General features: G+C 42.3%; 12 protein-coding genes, 10 tRNA genes, 3 rRNA genes, 3 pseudogenes and 1 riboswitch. Of the genes and pseudogenes, 5 read left to right on the top strand and 23 right to left on the bottom strand.

Features of this window, described 5'->3' with window-relative positions; genetic code table 11:
• Positions 1-25: 25 nt before the first annotated feature.
• The 3 genes from AB1I63_10725 to AB1I63_10715 all read right to left on the bottom strand — a co-directional run bounded on the left by AB1I63_10725 (position 26) and on the right by AB1I63_10715 (position 1,985).
• A complete protein-coding gene (locus AB1I63_10725; protein MEW4355282.1) occupies positions 26-676 on the bottom strand; it encodes a phosphatase PAP2 family protein in 651 nt (216 codons plus the stop codon).
• Entirely contained in the window at positions 666-1,229 is a 564-nt protein-coding gene (locus AB1I63_10720; GenBank protein ID MEW4355281.1) for an ECF transporter S component, read from the bottom strand. Before AB1I63_10720 ends, AB1I63_10725 begins: the two co-directional genes overlap by 11 nt.
• 85 nt (positions 1,230-1,314) lie before the next feature.
• Positions 1,315-1,427: riboswitch (FMN riboswitch) on the bottom strand.
• A gap of 54 nt (positions 1,428-1,481) precedes the next feature.
• Positions 1,482-1,985, bottom strand: a complete 504-nt coding sequence (locus tag AB1I63_10715; GenBank protein ID MEW4355280.1) for a tRNA (cytidine(34)-2'-O)-methyltransferase — start codon at positions 1,983-1,985, stop codon at positions 1,482-1,484.
• Between the two features lie 278 nt (positions 1,986-2,263).
• Between AB1I63_10715 and trkA the strand changes: the two genes are divergently transcribed.
• Positions 2,264-3,613, top strand: a complete 1,350-nt coding sequence (trkA, locus tag AB1I63_10710; protein ID MEW4355279.1) for a Trk system potassium transporter TrkA — start codon at positions 2,264-2,266, stop codon at positions 3,611-3,613.
• Between the two features lie 3 nt (positions 3,614-3,616).
• Positions 3,617-5,056 carry a TrkH family potassium uptake protein gene (locus tag AB1I63_10705; GenBank protein MEW4355278.1) on the top strand — a complete coding sequence of 480 codons (1,440 nt, stop codon included), beginning with the start codon at positions 3,617-3,619 and terminating at the stop codon, positions 5,054-5,056.
• A 687-nt stretch (positions 5,057-5,743) separates the two neighbouring features.
• On the opposite strand, the pseudogene tnpA reads toward AB1I63_10705, so the two are convergent.
• Together tnpA and AB1I63_10695 are read right to left on the bottom strand one after the other, a co-directional pair.
• Positions 5,744-6,079, bottom strand: a pseudogene (gene tnpA, locus AB1I63_10700) (IS200/IS605 family transposase).
• Positions 6,080-6,226: 147 nt separating this feature from the next.
• Positions 6,227-7,186 (bottom strand): IS30 family transposase, encoded by a 960-nt coding sequence (locus tag AB1I63_10695; GenBank protein MEW4355277.1) that lies wholly within the window; start codon positions 7,184-7,186, stop codon positions 6,227-6,229.
• Positions 7,187-7,382: 196 nt separating this feature from the next.
• Between AB1I63_10695 and AB1I63_10690 the strand changes: the two are divergent.
• Positions 7,383-7,937, top strand: a pseudogene (locus AB1I63_10690) (transposase).
• A 50-nt stretch (positions 7,938-7,987) separates the two neighbouring features.
• Here AB1I63_10690 and AB1I63_10685 read toward each other — a convergent pair.
• A protein-coding gene (locus tag AB1I63_10685) for an IS3 family transposase (GenBank protein MEW4355276.1) occupies positions 7,988-9,093 on the bottom strand; the annotation gives its coding sequence in 2 pieces (ribosomal slippage) (positions 7,988-8,817 and positions 8,817-9,093; 1,107 coding nt in all).
• A 70-nt stretch (positions 9,094-9,163) separates the two neighbouring features.
• Between AB1I63_10685 and AB1I63_10680 the strand changes: the two are divergent.
• Positions 9,164-9,496, top strand: a pseudogene (locus tag AB1I63_10680) (transposase).
• A gap of 74 nt (positions 9,497-9,570) precedes the next feature.
• On the opposite strand, the gene AB1I63_10675 reads toward AB1I63_10680, so the two are convergent.
• The 15 genes from AB1I63_10675 to AB1I63_10605 all read right to left on the bottom strand — a co-directional run bounded on the left by AB1I63_10675 (position 9,571) and on the right by AB1I63_10605 (position 16,284).
• Positions 9,571-9,644, bottom strand: a tRNA-Pro gene (locus AB1I63_10675).
• Positions 9,645-9,695: 51 nt separating this feature from the next.
• Positions 9,696-9,769, bottom strand: a tRNA-Arg gene (locus AB1I63_10670).
• An 18-nt stretch (positions 9,770-9,787) separates the two neighbouring features.
• Positions 9,788-9,873: transfer RNA gene (locus AB1I63_10665), tRNA-Leu, on the bottom strand.
• Between the two features lie 6 nt (positions 9,874-9,879).
• Positions 9,880-9,951: transfer RNA gene (locus AB1I63_10660), tRNA-Gly, on the bottom strand.
• Between the two features lie 20 nt (positions 9,952-9,971).
• Positions 9,972-10,044, bottom strand: a tRNA-Thr gene (locus AB1I63_10655).
• 12 nt (positions 10,045-10,056) lie between these two features.
• Positions 10,057-10,138: transfer RNA gene (locus AB1I63_10650), tRNA-Leu, on the bottom strand.
• 3 nt (positions 10,139-10,141) lie between these two features.
• A tRNA-Lys gene (locus AB1I63_10645) sits at positions 10,142-10,214 on the bottom strand.
• Between the two features lie 40 nt (positions 10,215-10,254).
• Positions 10,255-10,327 (bottom strand) — tRNA-Asp (locus AB1I63_10640).
• Between the two features lie 2 nt (positions 10,328-10,329).
• A tRNA-Val gene (locus tag AB1I63_10635) sits at positions 10,330-10,402 on the bottom strand.
• Between the two features lie 5 nt (positions 10,403-10,407).
• A 5S ribosomal RNA gene (gene rrf, locus AB1I63_10630) occupies positions 10,408-10,523 on the bottom strand.
• Positions 10,524-10,616: 93 nt separating this feature from the next.
• Positions 10,617-13,520, bottom strand: a 23S ribosomal RNA gene (locus AB1I63_10625).
• 130 nt (positions 13,521-13,650) lie between these two features.
• Positions 13,651-13,723 (bottom strand) — tRNA-Ala (locus tag AB1I63_10620).
• Between the two features lie 56 nt (positions 13,724-13,779).
• Positions 13,780-15,327 (bottom strand): 16S ribosomal RNA (locus AB1I63_10615).
• Together the 16S, 23S and 5S rRNA genes with 10 tRNA genes alongside form the textbook arrangement of a ribosomal RNA operon.
• 264 nt (positions 15,328-15,591) lie before the next feature.
• The gene (locus AB1I63_10610) at positions 15,592-15,741 is read right to left on the bottom strand and encodes a hypothetical protein (GenBank protein ID MEW4355275.1); all 150 of its coding nucleotides are present in this window, start codon (positions 15,739-15,741) and stop codon (positions 15,592-15,594) included.
• Positions 15,742-15,816: 75 nt separating this feature from the next.
• Positions 15,817-16,284: a sigma-70 family RNA polymerase sigma factor gene (locus AB1I63_10605; protein MEW4355274.1), complete on the bottom strand. Its 468-nt coding sequence runs from the start codon at positions 16,282-16,284 to the stop codon at positions 15,817-15,819.
• Positions 16,285-16,531: 247 nt separating this feature from the next.
• Between AB1I63_10605 and AB1I63_10600 the strand changes: the two genes are divergently transcribed.
• A protein-coding gene (locus AB1I63_10600; GenBank protein ID MEW4355273.1) for an IS3 family transposase occupies positions 16,532-17,664 on the top strand; the annotation gives its coding sequence in 2 pieces (ribosomal slippage) (positions 16,532-16,802 and positions 16,802-17,664; 1,134 coding nt in all).
• Positions 17,665-18,036: 372 nt separating this feature from the next.
• Here the strand turns inward: AB1I63_10600 and AB1I63_10595 are convergent.
• Together AB1I63_10595 and raiA are read right to left on the bottom strand one after the other, a co-directional pair.
• Positions 18,037-18,963, bottom strand: coding sequence for an aldo/keto reductase (locus AB1I63_10595; protein ID MEW4355272.1), 927 nt, complete (start codon positions 18,961-18,963; stop codon positions 18,037-18,039).
• Between the two features lie 65 nt (positions 18,964-19,028).
• Entirely contained in the window at positions 19,029-19,571 is a 543-nt protein-coding gene (gene raiA, locus AB1I63_10590; protein ID MEW4355271.1) for a ribosome-associated translation inhibitor RaiA, read from the bottom strand.
• Positions 19,572-19,623: the final 52 nt, after the last annotated feature.

Genomic DNA, 19,623 nt, shown 5'->3' with positions numbered 1-19,623 from the left:
ATAGACTGTCTCCTTTACCTATTCTTTATTTCTGTTTCTTTGTAAATCGGCGTTTAAACCGCCATTCATCATAAAATGGATACTCAAGGTGCAAAACACCAAAACCAAGAAGAGCCCCTCCTAGAACATCACTAGGATAATGAACCCCGAGATAAACCCGAGAGATAAGGACAATGAGAATCAAGGAAAGAAAAACTCCCTGCACCAGATAGCAGATTTTCTTATTGAAAATCCGCTGATAGGCAATCACGACGAGACTCCCAAAGACCATGGTCGCAGCCAAGGAATGCCCGCTTGGAAAGGAATAGCCTGTTTCTTGCACCAGATGAGTGATACTAGGTCTAGGACGTTGATAGACTTGCTTTAAAAGACTAACAAGCACGCCTGCTAAAATCAAATTTCCTCCTAAAAAGACCGCCTCGCTCTGCCATTTCTTCCATAGAAATACTCCCACCACAAGCACGACCCAAGAAATCACTACAGGTGTGCTAACGATTTGGGTAATTGTCGCAAAAAAACGAGTCAATGAAACTTGCAAGTCTCCTCGTATCCCAGTTTGAATTGCTTGATCAAAACCAGCCAACTGCTCAGGGTAAAATTTAACCACATATCCTAGAATGACAAAAAGTAAAAGGGCAAAAGAGCCCCGTGTTAAAAATGTTTGTTTATGCTTCATATTGTTTCCATACTGGCTTTAAAAAGAGCTGTACAAGCCAAAAGGCAAGGGCAAAAACCAGTCCCTCAATAAGGTTAAACGGAACGACCATCGTCCACAGATAAGTCCCTACACCAATGGTACTTGCAATGTCAAATCCTGCAAAAGTCGCATACAAAGGAATAGCGTAGATAGCATTTAAAACGACCATCGCAAGTGTCAATGAAAGTGTCGCACCAAGACTTGCTAAAATAAAACGTGTCATCGTCTGCTGTTTTTTAAAAACCACAGCAAAAACAAGGACAAAGGCAATCATGGCAACCATATTCATCGGCAGACCAATATAGGTACTCACTCCTTGATTATTCAGCACCAATTTCAAAAGAGAACGTAAAATAATAATCATCATAGCGCTCTTTGTATCCAGCATGACCAAGCCAAGCAAAATCGGCACGATACTAAAGTCAATTCTTAGAAAGGAAACTGCCGGCAGTATCGGAAAGTCAAAGAACATCAGTAAAAAAGAAAGTGCTGAAAGAATGGCAATCAAGGCCATTTTCCGTGTGTGTGTCATAAAGGCTTCCTCCAATTTTTCTAAAATTAGAGAAGCTGAAAGGTTCATCAAAAAGACTTTCACAACAAGAAAGTTTCAATGATTCTTCCGTCTTCTCCCATCCAGACTCTACTGTCGGTTGTGGAATTTCACCACATCAGCTTGCGCTCGCGGACTCTAACCGCCGGTCGGGAATTTCACCCTGCCCTGAAGACTCTTTTATCATATCAAAAAAGACCTGCACTTGCAAGTCTTTGATACGGCTTTCAATCCTTATTTCAATTTATCTGCTTCATATTCATGAACCAATTCCAAACCTTGGAAATCCTGCTGACGCAAAGCCTCATAAACCACCATACAAACCGTATTTGACACATTTAAACTCCGCACATGCTCATCATTCATAGGAATCCGTAAAGCTTTTTCAGGATGTTCACGCATAAACTCTTCTGGCAAGCCCTTGTCCTCACGTCCAAAGAGAAAATAATGATTGCCTTCTCGATTAAAATTCTCTTCTGAGTAGACCTTTGAAGCAAACTTTGAAATCAAATAAAGATGACCATCCATCTTTTCCAAAAATTCAGCCAAGCTATTATAATAATAAATATCCAGCTTATCCCAATAATCCAGCCCAGCCCGTTTCATCTTCTTATCATCAATCGGAAAGCCCATCGGCTTAATAATATGTAAAGGACTATTGGTCGCAGCGCAGGTCCGTGCGATATTCCCTGTATTTTGTGGAATCTGTGGTTCAAACAATACAATATGATTCTTCATCCTCTTCCTCACATTTCTCCAAAAAAATAGCCACACTGCCCGGAGTCAAGCTCAGCAAACAGCGTGGTTATGGCCTCACTAACTTACATCACAACAGGTTTGAGGTAAATCAATGAAGGTACTCTCTTAGTATATCACTTTCTTCTTACATGTCAATCAAAAGTACTTAAATTCTATCATTTTTATCAGATTTGTTAAAAATGTGTATCTTCCGTATGAAATCTAGTGAAATTTTTTCAAAAAAAAGGTATGATAGATACATATTTCGGAGGTAAACCATGAAAATTATTGTTGTCGGTGGCGGTAAAGTCGGCTCTGCCCTTTGTCGCTCACTGGTATCGGAAGGCCATGATGTCGTCTTGATTGAGCAAAACGAATCTGTTCTCAATCACCTGACGAAACGCTGTGACATTATGGGAATTGCTGGAAATGGCGCTGATTTCAAGATTTTGGAACAAGCAGATGTCAAAGATTGTGACATTTTTATTGCCATGACTGAACACGATGAGGTTAATATGATTTCCTCACTCCTTGCTAAAAAAATGGGAGCAAAAGAAACCATTGTTCGAGTCCGCAATCCAGAATACTCCAATCCTTTCTTTAAAAAGAAAAATATTCTCGGATTTTCACTCATTGTCAACCCAGAGCTTCTCACAGCTCGCTACATTGCAAATATCATCGACTTCCCCAATGCCCTATCGGTCGAGCGTTTTGCCAATGGTCGCGTCAGCTTGATGGAGTTTAAAGTCACGCCTGACAGCAACCTTTGTGAGTTGACCCTCGCTCAATTTCGGAAGAAATTTGGCAATGTTTTGATCTGTGCCATGCGCCGTGGTGAAGACCTCTTCATTCCAAACGGAAACATCACCATTTTACCAGGCGATATCATTTTTGTCACTGGAAATCGAAAGGAAGTCCTCCGTTTCCATAATTACATGCGAGCCAAAAGTATCAAGAGTCTCATGCTGATTGGTGCAGGACGGATTTCTTATTACCTGCTCAATATCCTTAAACACAGCAAAATTGATTTAAAATTGATTGAGGTCAAGGAAGAACAAGCTCAATTTTTCAGCCGTGAATTCCCCCATCTTCATGTCGTACATGGCGATGGAACGGCTAAGGATATTCTGATGGAAGAACGTGCCCAGCACTATGATGCTGTTGCTACACTGACTGGGGTTGATGAAGAAAATATCATTGCCTCCATGTTCCTTGAAAACCTAGGTGTGCAAAAAAACATCACCAAGGTCAACAGAACGAGTCTCCTTGAGATTATTGATCGGAAAAACGAATCCAGCATTGTCACTCCAAAGCGGATTGCTATTGATACTATCATGCACTTTATCCGCGGTCGAGTCAATGCCCAGTATTCTGATCTCCAAGCTATGCACCACATTGCAAATGGCCAGATTGAAACCCTGCAATTCCAAATCATTGATGAAAGTAAGGTTACCAATCTCCCTCTTTCTAAACTTACCTTTAAACCAGGTGTCTTGATTGCAGCGGTCATTCGTAATGGCAAAACGATTTTCCCAACCGGTGATGATCAGATTCAAGTCGGTGACCAGATTGTCGTAACCACCTTATTGCAAAATATCACACAAATCTTTGATTTGTTAGAGGAGTAAGCTATGAATAGAAGTATAATTCGTTACCTCCTCTCAAAACTCCTGTTAATTGAAGCCAGTCTCCTCTTAGCTCCTTTAGCCGTGGCTCTTCTCTATCAAGAGCCTTTACACGTCATCTGGGCTATTTTAGGAACCATTACCCTCCTTCTCTTACTAGGAGGGATTGGCATCATTTTCAAACCTAAGGACTATCATATCTATGCCAAGGAAGGGGTTCTAATTGTTGCTCTCTGTTGGATTTTATGGTCCTTCTTTGGAGCCCTACCATTTGTCTTTTCTAGACAAATTCCAAGCCTTATTGACGCTTTTTTTGAAGTCAGCTCAGGCTTTACCACGACAGGGGCAACTATTCTCTCAGATGTCAGTGTGCTTTCCCATTCCCTCTTATTTTGGCGGAGTTTCACCCACTTGATTGGAGGAATGGGGGTGCTGGTCTTTGCCCTTGCCATCATGGACAATAATAAAAACAGCCATCTGGAAGTCATGCGGGCAGAGGTACCTGGACCCATTTTTGGAAAAGTAGTGTCTAAACTAAAAGATACCGCTCAAATCCTCTACCTCCTCTATTTAGCCCTATTTGCGGTATTTATCGTGATTTATTGCCTTGCTGGCATGCCCTTGTTTGATAGTATCATCATTGCCATGGGAACAGCCGGCACGGGAGGATTTGCTGTCTATAATGACGGAATCGCCCATTACAATAGCCCTTTAATCACCTATCTCGTCAGTTTTGGCGTACTCCTTTTTGGAGTCAATCTCAATCTCTACTATTTCTGTCTCTTGCGGAAATTCAAACTCTTTTTTAGCGATGAAGAACTAAAAACCTATCTCTCTATTATCGTAATCTCAACTCTTCTTATCTGTCTAAATGTTTTTCATATCTACAATAATCTAGCAGATACCTTAGAGATTAGTTTTTTCCAAGTCACCAATATTATCACGACCACAGGCTTTGGATTTGGAGATACCACCCATTGGCCTTTGTTCTCACAAATCATTTTGCTACTCCTCATGTGTATCGGTGGATCAGCAGGCTCCACAGCCGGTGGATTTAAGGTCATGCGCGGACTTATCTTAGCACGCATTGCTAAAAACCAAGTCTTTTCTACCCTCTCACCAAATCGTGTATTGACGCTCCATGTCAATCATAGCGTGATTGATAAAGATACCCAGCATAAGATTTTGAAATACTTGGTGCTCTATATCATGATTATGGTCGCCTTGATTTTCTTACTCAGCTTAGACAATGAAAATTTCCTGACCGTTGTCAGTGCCGTTGTCAGCTGCTTTAACAATATCGGACCCATGCTTGGTACGAGTGATAGCTTTGCTATCTTCAATCCAATTTCAAAATGTTTACTATCTCTTGCTATGATTGCAGGACGCCTAGAGATTTATCCTATGATTCTTCTCTTTTTACCAAAAACATGGTCAAAACGCTAAACCATAAAACACTCCTTATTTTCAATGAAATAAGGAGTGTTTTTTTATATTATAGCTTCAAATCAGTTTTTCTCGAAGAGAAAAATAATCAAAAGTAAACTGACTCAATACACTGTCTAACTTTTAGAGAACAGTTCATTTCACAGGTAGTTATGACTTTCCACTTATTATCTTGTTGACTCACCTTACATAATATCCATTATGCCTGTTACTCGCTACTCAGTACGACATCAAAACTGTATATCATTTTATAAATTAGTAAAATATTTAGATTAGTTAAAAATTTATCAAAGAATTATTCAAATAAAGTTAGATTCATCTGCTCTTCTTAGATCCACTGTCAAATACATGATACAATATGACTTTCCAGAACGCATTGTCCATCCTTATCCTTTACCTTTCTTACTACCTTAAAATTTAGAAAATATCACTTTAAACACAAGAATCTCATACATAAACACATTTCAAAGTATGCTCATCTGAAATAAAATCACACACTAAGTTAACAGCGAACTAGAAAATATATACAATAAATTTATGATTTAATACTACAAAATCATGACCACTCATCTAACAGGTGGTTTTTAACCGAGGCTATAAGCCCACATTACTAAGCAGTGCCTATACTGCTCACTTTCACTTTGTTCACTCTTGACTCGTCACGAGTCTCTTAAAGAAGCAGTTGTATTACTTACCACTATCTCTAAAGAGATCTTTATATTCTTTCACACTCAGCTTATATAATGAGATATTATAGGATAAATAATCTCCCAGATTATTTGTTTAATCTTGGATATATTTCTTTATGGTTGCTTCATTGAAATCAATCGTACTCACGTAATAGCCCTCTGACCAAAAATGCCGATTCTCAAATTTATATTTTAAGCTGACGCGTTTATCAAACATGATTAAAGCACTTTTACCTTTTAAATACTCCATAAAACTTGATACACTCATCCGTAGTGGAATGCTGACTAACATGTGAACACGGTCTGGCATCAGATGTCCTTCTATAATTTCCACGCGCACTTAACGGAGCGAGACTGAGTTTAAAGCCACATAAATAGGCTCTATAATTTCTGTAGTGGGTAACTCCCACTGAAGAGATTATAGGGCTTTTTCAGTGTGGCGAATTGTCAAATTAAGTGCACATTTATCCCATAAAAAATTTCATATTTCATAAGGTGTTTTCCAGTTTAGACATTTTCGTGGTCTGTTGTTTAATTTATCTTCCCATTCCTGAATGATCAAGTGTTCTACCTCTGTTAAGTCACTTCCTTTTGGAAAATACTCTCGCAATAAGCCATTTGTATTCTCGTTTGTTCCTCGTTGCCAAGGAGCATGAGGATCAGGAAAATAGACTTCGACATTTAGTTTCTCGGTGAGTTCAGGATGTCCTGAGAATTCCTTACCTCTATCAGGAGTCACTGTTTCTTTTGGTAGGGACTCTAACATATTTACCATGGCTTCTATAACCAATTTACTTTTCTTGACAGCTACTTTCTGAATTTTGAGGAAGCGGGAATGCCTATCAGTGAGTGTTACTAGGCAAGCTTTTCCAGTCTTTCCAGCAACAGTATCGGCTTCCCAATCACCTATTCTCGAGCGTTCATTGGCTGCTGTTGGCCTCTCATGAATGGTATGAGAAATAGGAATTTTTCCTCGCTTTTCCACATGGGATTGTGTATGGCGTGTTTTACCATGGTGACGAAGTTTGCGAACAACCCCACGAGCACCATGTGAAAGAGGCGTGTCGTCAAAGTGACCGCGATAGATAGCTCTATAAATGGTTTGATAACTAATGACGGGTCTTTCTCGTTCTAAACGTAATCGTCCCTCAATTTCTTCTGGCGACCATTGACACTCAAGAAAAAGATGCTTGACGGTCTGACTGAGTTCAGTGTCTATTTCTAATTTCCTTTTTCGCCCACAATGCGATTTAGCGAGATGATAGGCTGTTTGTGCCCTACTAGGCGAATAGTTGCCTTGTTTTGAATGACGTTTTAATTCACGGCTAATACTTGAGGGGTGCCGATGTAATAGTCGTGCTATTTGAGAAAAGGTCATCCCTTTAGTACGATAAATCAGAATACTTTCTCGTTCATCTATGGTAAAATGATGGTAGCTCATAAGATTTCCTTTCGTAAGATGTTTGTTCAGTTTTATTTTACTAGAAAAAATCTTATGAGTTTTTATTGTGCACTTATATTGTAAATTCAAGGTAGAAAAAAAGTCCCATATAATCTATCATGAAAAGCAACCAAACTACTCATTAGAAAGAATCATATGGAACGACTTAATAATACTACAAATCTTATCGGAATAAAAGATAAAAATATCACCATCACTTCTGCTTACAAAGTTAAATCCCATATCCTCCTTCAAGGATCAGTTCTCACAATTACCTAAAATCCTCTCTTGGGATGAATTCTCACGTAATAAGGGAAAGCTTGCATTTATCGCTCAAGATTTTCAGACCAAAAAGATTATCACTATTCTTGAGAATAATCGGCAAACAACCATTAAAAACTACTTCCTCAAATACACGAGAGAGATGAGGGAAAACGTCAAAGTCGTAACTGTAGATATGGCTGGTAACTACATTCCTATCATTAATTTCTTATTCCCTAAGGCAAAGATTGTTCTGGATCGTTTCCATATTATTCAGCACCTGAGCCGGGCGATGATGGCTACTCGGATTGCCATTATGAAGAACTGTGACAAGGGCTCTCTTCCTTATCGTTCTATGAAACATCATTGGAGGATCCTCCAAAAAGACAGCAGAAAACTCTCTAACAAACTCTTTTATTCTCGAACCTTTAGGCAAACATTAACCCCTAGAGAAGTAGTTCGAAAGACCTTAGACTTATCAGAGGAACTAAGTGAAAAGGCAACAGTTTTCTGTACAAATTTTATGAAGTGTTTTTTTGCTTAATCGATGACTCGCTTAGTCATAGGCGTTTGGTAGTTGAGACTGCCATGAATGCGGTGGTGGTTCCACCAGTGAACGTAGTCTTTGGTTTTTAGAGCTAATTCTTCCAAGGAATGGAAGGTTTCTTGGTTAATAAACTCAAGTTTGAAAGAATGATAGGTACTCTCGGCTACGGCATTGTCATAGGGACAACCGGCTTGACTGAGTGAACGTGTGATACCAAAGGCTTCTAATATCTCATCAATCAGCTGATTATCAAACTCCTTCCCTCGATCAGAATGGAAGAGCTTGACCTTAGTCAGCGCATAAGGGATACTTTGAATAGCCTCTTTGACCAGCTCTGCAGTCTTGTTCCAACCAGCTGACAGTCCGATGATTTCGCGATTAAAGAGGTCAATGACCAAGCAGATATAAGCCCAACGCTTACCAACACGGACATAAGTTAAGTCCGTCACAAGAGCTTCCAAGGGCTTCTCTTGGTGAAACTGTCTGGCTAGGAGGTTTGGAATGGATGCCTCATTTTTCCCTTTAGCATGTGGTTTGAAGGCAGCCTTCTGGTAAACAGAAACCAAATTCAGTCTCTTCATGATGCGAGAAATCCGACGACGAGACAAGTTGATACCTTGTACTTCTAGACATTTCTTGATTTTCCTAGCACCGTATCTGGACTTGCTTTCGAGAAAAATGCGTTTGATTTTTTCTTCGAGACCAGCCTCGGATATAGACTCCATAGCTTTGTAGTAATAGCTAGAACGCGGAATGTTCAAGCACCGACACATGGCTGAAATGCTGTAATTCTTCTTGTTCGCAGTGATTATTTTCCTTTTCGTGCCATAATCACTGCCGCTTGCTTTAAGATATCGACCTGCATTTCAAGCTCTTTATTTCGTTTTCTGAGTTCAATCAGCTCACGCTGCTCATCAGTTAGGTTATCAACAGTTTTGAAGGAACCGGTTGTTCTTGCCTGTTTAACCCATTTATCTAAGGTTGAGGGAGTTAGCTCATACTCTTTGATAAGCTCGTTTCGTTTCATACCTGCCTTGTGAAGATCAACGATTTGTTGTTTGAATTCATCTGTGAAGTAGCGACGTGTTTTTCTAGACATATTTTCCTCCTGGTTTTCTTTAGTATAGAACACTTTATAATTTCTGTCTAGTTTAGTGTAACCTATTCAAAGGCACTATTATGACCTCTATCAGCTCTTGATGTTCCATTTTCAAGAGAAGAATAGTGAGGCTTTCTTCGGATTGATAAAGGATTCTTTACCTACTGTGAATCCTACTTTCAAAACAGTCTTTACAACCTTTCTCAAATACAGACAATACATTACCAATGCACTTGAATTACCTTATTCAAACGCTAAGCTAGAAGCTACTAACAAACTTATCAAAGACATCAAACGACAAGCGTTCGGTTTTCGAAACTTTAAAAATTTTAAAACAAAAATTCTCATCGCTTTAAACATACAAAAAGAGAGAACCAACCTGATTCTCTCTCGTATGGGGTAATACTTCACCCACTACAGTTGACAAAGTGCCAAAAAGAGAGAATACAAGTCTCTCTCTTTAATTTGATAAATAAATCGGGAAGACAGGATTCGAACCTGCGACACCTTGGTCCCAAACCAAGTACTCTACCAAGCTGAGCTACTTCCCGTTTCTACTATCTAAAAATAAATCTCCCCTAATGATTCCATTAAGCGAGCTATGCACCCTAGAGGAGTCGAACCTCTAACCGCCTGATTCGTAGTCAGGTACTCTATCCAGTTGAGCTAAGGGTGCTCTCTACTATTCTATTCATGCCGAGGACCGGAATCGAACCGGTACGATCGTTACCAATCGCAGGATTTTAAGTCCTGTGCGTCTGCCAGTTCCGCCACCCCGGCCTCTCAAGCGAACGACGGGATTCGAACCCGCGACCCCCACCTTGGCAAGGTGGTGTTCTACCACTGAACTACGTTCGCATTCCTTACTTTTCCTCTAATGCCGGCTACATGACTTGAACACGCGACCCTCTGATTACAAATCAGATGCTCTACCAACTGAGCTAAGCCGGCCTATTTCTATTATGCGGGTTAAGGGACTTGAACCCCCACGCCGTTAAGCGCCAGATCCTAAATCTGGTGCGTCTGCCAATTCCGCCAAACCCGCGTATGACCCGTGCTGGGCTCGAACCAGCGACCCTTTGATTAAAAGTCAAATGCTCTACCAACTGAGCTAACGAGTCTATTCTATTTTAATTCAAATAACCTAACAGATTACCTGAACGGTCCCGACGGGAATCGAACCCGCGATCTTCGCCGTGACAGGGCGACGTGATAACCGCTACACTACGGGACCTATGGGAGTTAACGGGATCGAACCGCTGACCCTCTGCTTGTAAGGCAGATGCTCTCCCAGCTGAGCTAAACTCCCCTATAGCTAAGCGACTACCATATCTCACAGGGGGCAACCCCCAACTACTTCCGGCGTTCTAGGGCTTAACTGCTGTGTTCGGCATGGGTACAGGTGTATCTCCTAGGCTATCGTCACTTAACTATTCTGAGTATTTCCACACTCAAAATTGAATATCTTATCAAATCCTCTCAAGAACTAAACCACGCTATGTTCTCGTTGAATCTTACTTATTTTGGATAAGTCCTCGAGCTATTAGTATTAGTCCGCTCCATTGCTCACACAACTTCCACTCCTAACCTATCTACCTGATCTTCTCTCAGGGCTCTTACTAACTTAACGTTATGGGAAATCTCATCTTGAGGTGGGTTTCACACTTAGATGCTTTCAGCGTTTATCCCTTCCCTACATAGCTACCCAGCGATGCCTCTGGCGAGACAACTGGTACACCAGCGGTAAGTCCACTCTGGTCCTCTCGTACTAGGAGCAGATCCTCTCAAATTTCCTACGCCCGCGACGGATAGGGACCGAACTGTCTCACGACGTTCTGAACCCAGCTCGCGTGCCGCTTTAATGGGCGAACAGCCCAACCCTTGGGACCGACTACAGCCCCAGGATGCGACGAGCCGACATCGAGGTGCCAAACCTCCCCGTCGATGTGAACTCTTGGGGGAGATAAGCCTGTTATCCCCAGGGTAGCTTTTATCCGTTGAGCGATGGCCCTTCCATTCGGAACCACCGGATCACTAAGCCCGACTTTCGTCCCTGCTCGAGTTGTAGCTCTCGCAGTCAAGCTCCCTTATACCTTTACACTCTGCGATTGATTTCCAACCAATCTGAGGGAACCTTTGGGCGCCTCCGTTACCTTTTAGGAGGCGACCGCCCCAGTCAAACTGCCCGTCAGACACTGTCTCCCATAGTGATAAACTATGCGGGTTAGAGTGGCCATAACACAAGGGTAGTATCCCAACAGCGCCTCCTTCGAAACTGGCGTCCCGATCTCTTTGGCTCCTACCTATCCTGTACATGTGGCACAGACACTCAATATCAAACTGCAGTAAAGCTCCATGGGGTCTTTCCGTCCTGTCGCGGGTAACCTGCATCTTCACAGGTACTAAAATTTCACCGAGTCTCTCGTTGAGACAGTGCCCAAATCATTACGCCTTTCGTGCGGGTCGGAACTTACCCGACAAGGAATTTCGCTACCTTAGGACCGTTATAGTTACGGCCGCCGTTTACTGGGGCTTCAATTCAGATCTTCGCGTTGCCGCTAAACCCTCCTCTTAACCTTCCAGCACCGGGCAGGCGTCACCCCCTATACATCATCTTACGATTTAGCAGAGAGCTGTGTTTTTGATAAACAGTTGCTTGGGCCTATTCACTGCGGCTCAGTATTACTGAGCACCCCTTCTCCCGAAGTTACGGGGTCATTTTGCCGAGTTCCTTAACGAGAGTTCTCTCGCTCACCTGAGGCTACTCGCCTCGACTACCTGTGTCGGTTTGCGGTACGGGTAGAGTATGATACATCGCTAGAAGCTTTTCTTGGCAGTGTGACATCACTCACTTCGCTACTAATCTTCGCTCCCCATCACAGCTCAACGTTATAGGTATAAGCATTTGACTCATACCACGCCTCACTACTTAGCCAGACACTTCCATTCGTCTGGTTGAGTTAGCCTTCTGCGTCCCTCCATCACTTCATACTCTAGTACAGGAATATCAACCTGTTGGCCATCGGATACACCTTTCGGTCTCTCCTTAGGTCCCGACTAACCCAGGGCGGACGAGCCTTCCCCTGGAAACCTTAGTCTTACGGTGGATGGGATTCTCACCCATCTTTCGCTACTCATACCGGCATTCTCACTTCTATGCGTTCCAGCGCTCCTCACGGTACACCTTCACCACACATAGAACGCTCTCCTACCATTACCTATTAGGTAATCCACAGCTTCGGTAAATTGTTTTAGCCCCGGTACATTTTCGGCGCAGGGTCACTCGACTAGTGAGCTATTACGCACTCTTTGAATGAATAGCTGCTTCTAAGCTAACATCCTAGTTGTCTGTGCAACCCCACATCCTTTTCCACTTAACAATTATTTTGGGACCTTAGCTGGTGGTCTGGGCTGTTTCCCTTTCGACTACGGATCTTAGCACTCGCAGTCTGACTGCCGATTATATCTCGTTGGCATTCGGAGTTTATCTGAGATTGGTAATCCGGGATGGACCCCTCACCCAAACAGTGCTCTACCTCCAAGAGACTTAACATCGACGCTAGCCCTAAAGCTATTTCGGAGAGAACCAGCTATCTCCAAGTTCGTTTGGAATTTCTCCGCTACCCACAAGTCATCCAAGCACTTTTCAACGTGCCCTGGTTCGGTCCTCCAGTGCGTTTTACCGCACCTTCAACCTGCTCATGGGTAGGTCACATGGTTTCGGGTCTATAACATGATACTAATCCGCCCTATTCAGACTCGGTTTCCCTACGGCTCCGTCTCTTCAACTTAACCTCGCATCATATCATAACTCGCCGGTTCATTCTACAAAAGGCACGCTCTCACCCATTAACGGGCTCGAACTTGTTGTAGGCACACGGTTTCAGGTTCTATTTCACTCCCCTCCCGGGGTGCTTTTCACCTTTCCCTCACGGTACTGGTTCACTATCGGTCACTAGGGAGTATTTAGGGTTGGGAGATGGTCCTCCCAGATTCCGACGGGATTTCGCGTGTCCCGCCGTACTCAGGATTCTGCTAGGTACAGACTCTGTTTCGAATACGAGGCTCTTACTCTCTTTGGCTCTACTTCCCAGTAGATTCTTCTACAAAATCTGAGTCCACATTGCAGTCCTACAACCCCGAAGAGTAAACTCTTCGGTTTGCCCTCCTGCCGTTTCGCTCGCCGCTACTCAGGCAATCGCTTTTGCTTTCTCTTCCTGCAGCTACTTAGATGTTTCAGTTCACTGCGTCTTCCTTCTCATGACCTTAACAGTCATGGATAACATGCATTACATGTTGGGTTCCCCCATTCGGACACCCCTGGATCATTGCTTACTTACAGCTCCCCAAGGAATTTCGTCGTTAGTCACGTCCTTCTTCGGCTCCTAGTGCCAAGGCATCCACCGTGCGCCCTTATTAACTTAACCTTATTTAACCTAATTCTTTCAAATTAGAAAACTCATTAATTCACAGCGTTTTCGGTTTATTTTCTTGTTACTATTTGATATAGATATTCAATTTTCAATGTGCAAATCTCTACAACTCTCTCGAGTTGTATGGAGCCTAGCGGGATCGAACCGCTGACCTCCTGCGTGCAAAGCAGGCGCTCTCCCAGCTGAGCTAAGGCCCCACAAGACCTCTCAAAACTAAACATGACGACCAATATACAGTTCCTTTTTTCCTTAGAAAGGAGGTGATCCAGCCGCACCTTCCGATACGGCTACCTTGTTACGACTTCACCCCAATCATCTATCCCACCTTAGGCGGCTGGCTCCTTACGGTTACCTCACCGACTTCGGGTGTTACAAACTCTCGTGGTGTGACGGGCGGTGTGTACAAGGCCCGGGAACGTATTCACCGCGGCGTGCTGATCCGCGATTACTAGCGATTCCGACTTCATGTAGGCGAGTTGCAGCCTACAATCCGAACTGAGACTGGCTTTAAGAGATTAGCTTGCCGTCACCGACTTGCGACTCGTTGTACCAGCCATTGTAGCACGTGTGTAGCCCAGGTCATAAGGGGCATGATGATTTGACGTCATCCCCACCTTCCTCCGGTTTATTACCGGCAGTCTCGCTAGAGTGCCCAACTGAATGATGGCAACTAACAATAAGGGTTGCGCTCGTTGCGGGACTTAACCCAACATCTCACGACACGAGCTGACGACAACCATGCACCACCTGTCACCAGTGTTCCGAAGAAAAATCCTATCTCTAGGACGGTCACTGGGATGTCAAGACCTGGTAAGGTTCTTCGCGTTGCTTCGAATTAAACCACATGCTCCACCGCTTGTGCGGGCCCCCGTCAATTCCTTTGAGTTTCAACCTTGCGGTCGTACTCCCCAGGCGGAGTGCTTAATGCGTTAGCTGCGGCACTGAGTCCCGGAAAGGACCCAACACCTAGCACTCATCGTTTACGGCGTGGACTACCAGGGTATCTAATCCTGTTCGCTCCCCACGCTTTCGAGCCTCAGCGTCAGTTACAGACCAGAGAGCCGCTTTCGCCACCGGTGTTCCTCCATATATCTACGCATTTCACCGCTACACATGGAATTCCACTCTCCCCTTCTGCACTCAAGTTAAACAGTTTCCAAAGCGTACTATGGTTAAGCCACAGCCTTTAACTTCAGACTTATCTAACCGCCTGCGCTCGCTTTACGCCCAATAAATCCGGACAACGCTCGGGACCTACGTATTACCGCGGCTGCTGGCACGTAGTTAGCCGTCCCTTTCTGGTAAGATACCGTCACTTAGCAGATTTTCCACTCCCACTAACATTCTTCTCTTACAACAGAGCTTTACGATCCGAAAACCTTCTTCACTCACGCGGCGTTGCTCGGTCAGGGTTGCCCCCATTGCCGAAGATTCCCTACTGCTGCCTCCCGTAGGAGTCTGGGCCGTGTCTCAGTCCCAGTGTGGCCGATCACCCTCTCAGGTCGGCTATGTATCGTCGCCTTGGTGAGCCGTTACCCCACCAACTAGCTAATACAACGCAGGTCCATCTGGTAGTGATGCAATTGCATCTTTCAAATGCTTACCATGCAGTAAGCACTGTTATGCGGTATTAGCTATCGTTTCCAATAGTTATCCCCCGCTACCAGGCAGGTTACCTACGCGTTACTCACCCGTTCGCAACTCCTCCGCTCGGTGCAAGCACCAAGCTTCAGCGTTCTACTTGCATGTATTAGGCACGCCGCCAGCGTTCGTCCTGAGCCAGGATCAAACTCTCATATAAAGTTTGAGCTCTCACTCACTTCTGTCTCGCTGACAGATTTATTGTTTCTTGTGTTTGACTGACTGAGTCTCCTCAGTCGCCCTGCACATTGGTTCGTCTTGTTCAGTTTTCAAAGGTCTTTGTCGCTCTCTCGCGACAACTATCTTAGTATATCACCTATCCATTTCTTTGTCAACACTTTTTTTCGTTTTTTTTGATTTTTTTATTACTTTTTTTAATCCTTTTTTGATTGATAAGGTGTTTTTCTCTATTTTAAAATATTTTCTATACCCCTCCCTCTTCTGAACTTTTTTTACTTATTTCCAAGATTTTTTCTACATGGACTTGATAACTCTCATAATCCATCCGTAAATGAAGTCCGCTTTTGTAATAATAGCCAAGATAGCTCCCTTTATGTCTCTTATATGTGTTCATACTTTCTCCTTTTTCTCTATGTTCCTGTTCTTTTTAGTTTTTGTATTGTAGATACGCTCTATAGTGAGGGTGCTTTTACTCCCAGTCTCTTAAATGGGTGCGTAAGTCTCGTAAGAGTTTGCGGCGTCCTTTAAATCGTTCATCGGCGAGTAAGCGGTCGTACTGCTCTTGTAAGTCTGGGGTGAGTCCTGAGCGATAACGGCTGAGTTGGTCTTTTAGTAGATAGGCTTCATCAGGGAGTAAGCCTCCTGTATGTAATCTATGTCCTACTTCACTTACTTCTTCATACGACATTCTATCTAATCTCCTTTTCTGGCTTTCTTGTTTCCGAATCACATCTAAGACATGATTGCGGAACTTGGTCTTATAATACACATACAATCTACTGTCTTCCAAGTCTGGGTGTTGACTCAATAATTGATACAGGACTAGCATTCCTTCTTGGTCCCAATCATCTAACTCCCATAGATGGACATAGTAATCCTTTCTACATCTCATGACGATACCTCGTACTTTTCTATAAACCTTCCCGAAGTCCTCCATAACATTCTTCCTCCTTTCCTCTCTGTATATAGTCTAGCAGAGAAAAAATCACATAGGAGCAAATCCGCTATTTTGGTATTACATACAGCCAAATAGAATACAATTAGAAATAATATTTCCTGTTTCGGCGTAATTCGTGACTTTTGAGAAGAAAAAAGAGGTTGGGCCAAGATACTGCCCCCATAAAGTGAGACCAAAGAAAAACACTCCATGAATTCTACTATAATAGAATTAGGAGTGTTTTCTTATGGTCAAAAAAGCATATTCACTAGACATAAAACTAGCTTGTATCGAAATGAAAAAAGCAGGTAAATCCAACAAGGTTATCATGGAAACCCTAGGGATAAAGAATGATAGTCAAATTTACACATGGTGGAAATGGTATCAAAACAATGAACTTCACCGCTTCTACCAACCTGTCGGAAAACAATATACTTACGGTAAAGGGATGACAGAATTATCTGAGGTTGAACAATTAAGATTAGAGGTAAAGCTGCTAAAAAAGTATCGCAGCTTGATAAGGAAATCGATAAAATAGCCCTTATCAAGCTTGTAGAAGACTATAAAGCTGACTATCCAATCCCGATGATTTTGGCTTGTTTTGGTGTGGCAAGATCCACCTACTATCGCTGGAAATCTGAGCCAGCAACGGTAAAAACGATGGATGATGTCACTGAGAAGATTGAGATATTATGCCTTGAAAATGGCTATATTTATGGTTATCGAACCATTACACGGCTTTTAAAAAGCAGATATGGTTTGACAGTGAATCACAAAAAGGTTTATCGTATCATGAAACAAAATGGTTGGCTTTGCCGTGTCAAAACAAAGAAGGTCCCAAAACTTGGCAAACCTTACTATGTCACTGAAAATAAGCTCAGTAGGGACTTCCAAGCCAAACAACCCCTTCAAAGATTGGTAACAGACATCACCTATCTCTATTTCGGAAACTGTAAACTTTATCTCTCGTCCATTATGGATTTGTATAACCGAGAGATTGTAGCTTATACAATTTCAGATAGTCAGGACACAGACTTTGTTTTAGATACGTTAAATCAGTTGGATTTACCGAAAGGAACACTCTTACATAGTGACCAAGGTTCAGTCTATACCTCTAAAGCTTATTATCAGACATGCACAGAAAAAGGCATTATCCGCTCCATGTCCCGAAAAGGAACACCCGCAGATAACGCCTGTATTGAATGGTTTCATTCCGTCCTAAAGTCTGAAACCTTCTATCTCCATAACTGGAGAAACCTAACTAAAGATAGTATAACAGATATTGTCAAAAATTACATCATATTTTATAATGAAACGAGAATTCAACGGAAATTAAAAGACCTATCCCCTATAGAATATAGGAAACAGGTCTCAAAATAGTGTTTTTCTTAGGTCTCATTATTGGGGTGCAGTGCCCAAAAGTACCCAACTTCTTTATTTTTATAGTTTGAACAGTTTGACGCAGTAGTTGTCTGGCTTGTAAAACATTGATGAATCAATATTCTATTAAAACAAGCTAGCGAACTTATCTTCGCTAGCCCTATTTCCAACCTTTCACAATTCTCAATTGGGAAAGCGTCAACTTGCGGGATATTAACAGTCCAGTGGACTGTTAGTACCCGAGCTTGGAAATTCGAAAACGAGGCTAGTCCACTGAACTGTTCTTACCTGAGCCTAAAAATTGGAAAGCGAAGACTACAAAATCGATTTCTGCGAAATCACGATTGAGTCCCACTCCCGAAAATCTCTATATTATGGCAAAGTCTTACCTGCTGCTAAATAAATTTCATACCATTCTTTGCGAGTTAAGGTGATTTTAGTTGCATCTGCTGCGTCACGTACTCGTTCTGCTTTGGTGGTTCCTATAATCGCCTGCATTTTTGCTGGATAACGCAAAATCCATGCCAAAGCAATGGCTGTCGGACTGACACTGTACTGGCTTGCTAATCGATTTAAAACAGTATTTAATGTGATGTATTTCTCGGAATTTAGAAAGATTCCTTCAAAATATCCATGCTGAAGGACTGACCAAGCCTGAATCACCATGTCTTGCAAGCGACAGTATTCGAAGACACTACCATCACGCATATGTGCGGCAGAATCTTCCATATTCACATGAAATCCTGCATCAAATGCGGGTGTAAAAGCGGCACTGAGCTGTAATTGATTGGTAGCTAAGGGCTGCTTGACTTTCGTTTTTAACAATTCAATCATCATTGGATTTTGATTGGAGACTCCAAAATCACGAACTTTTCCTTGTTCTTGTAGCAAGGTGAATGCCTCTGCAATCTCATCTGGCTCCATCAAAGCATCTGGTCGATGCAAGAGTAAAGAGTCTAACTGCTCAATTTTCAAGCGTTTTAAAATGCCATCCACAGAGTGTAAAATGTGTTCTTTTGAAAAATCAAAATAGGTAAATTCTTCCATGCGAATACCACATTTTGACTGAATCCACATCTTTTCTCGTAGATCAGCTCGAGATTGTAATACTTTCCCTAAAATCTCTTCACACTGACCACGTCCATAAATATCTGCCAAATCAAAAGCGTTGATACCAACAGATAAGGCTGTCTCCACTAGATTCTCTACTTCTTTGGTACTCATCTTAGAAATACGCATCATCCCTAACATGATTTGGGATAATTCTTGCTTTTCAGCTCCAAATTCAATATACTTCATGCTCATTATCTTTCTATTTTATCATTCATCATAAAAATCCCCCAGAACATCTGAGGGATAAGCATTTATTTGACTTCCAACAAGCCGACATCCCCATCTTCACGGCGATAGAGAACATGCGTAGAGTTATCTTCTACATCTGTGTAAATGAAGAAATCATGACCTAGCAATTCCATTTGGAGAAGGGCTTCATCCAAATCCATTGGTTTTAAATCAATTTGTTTTGAACGGACAACTTTTGCGCTACCTGTGTCTGCATCTTCTACAAGGGCATCTGTAAAGAGCTGGCTAGTTGCTACTTTACTACGATTTTTACGCTCAATTTTTGTTTTATTTTTGCGGATTTGACGCTCAATTTTATCAGTTACAAGGTCAATAGACCCATACATGTCTTGAGAAATGTCCTCTGCACGAAGTGTGATAGATCCAAGTGGAATCGTCACCTCAACCTTAGCGGTCTTTTCACGATAGACTTTCAAGTTCACACGCGCATGAAGTTCTTGTGATTCTTGGAAATATTTCTCAATTTTTTCAAGTTTAGAAACTACGTAGTCACGGATTGCTTCTGTTACTTCGATATTTTCGCCACGGATACTATATTTAATCATATGAGTACCTTCTTTCTAAACATTTTGTTTTTCTTTATTCTATTATAACGCT

It is taken from the genome of Streptococcus pneumoniae, assembly GCA_040719455.1.
In the GTDB taxonomy this organism is placed as follows: Bacteria; Bacillota; Bacilli; order Lactobacillales; family Streptococcaceae; genus Streptococcus; species Streptococcus pneumoniae_G.
This window is presented reverse-complemented; position numbering and strand designations above follow the sequence as displayed.

Coding starts and splice junctions, on each gene's coding strand:
- trkA (MEW4355279.1), top strand. CDS start 2,264: ATGAAAATTATTGTTGTCGGTGGCGGTAAAGTCGGCTCTGCCCTTTGT.
- AB1I63_10715 (MEW4355280.1), bottom strand. CDS start 1,985: ATGAAGAATCATATTGTATTGTTTGAACCACAGATTCCACAAAATACA.
- raiA (MEW4355271.1), bottom strand. CDS start 19,571: ATGATTAAATATAGTATCCGTGGCGAAAATATCGAAGTAACAGAAGCA.
- AB1I63_10605 (MEW4355274.1), bottom strand. CDS start 16,284: ATGGAGGACTTCGGGAAGGTTTATAGAAAAGTACGAGGTATCGTCATG.
- AB1I63_10610 (MEW4355275.1), bottom strand. CDS start 15,741: ATGAACACATATAAGAGACATAAAGGGAGCTATCTTGGCTATTATTAC.
- AB1I63_10705 (MEW4355278.1), top strand. CDS start 3,617: ATGAATAGAAGTATAATTCGTTACCTCCTCTCAAAACTCCTGTTAATT.
- AB1I63_10720 (MEW4355281.1), bottom strand. CDS start 1,229: ATGACACACACACGGAAAATGGCCTTGATTGCCATTCTTTCAGCACTT.
- AB1I63_10595 (MEW4355272.1), bottom strand. CDS start 18,963: ATGAAGTATATTGAATTTGGAGCTGAAAAGCAAGAATTATCCCAAATC.
- AB1I63_10695 (MEW4355277.1), bottom strand. CDS start 7,186: ATGAGCTACCATCATTTTACCATAGATGAACGAGAAAGTATTCTGATT.
- AB1I63_10725 (MEW4355282.1), bottom strand. CDS start 676: ATGAAGCATAAACAAACATTTTTAACACGGGGCTCTTTTGCCCTTTTA.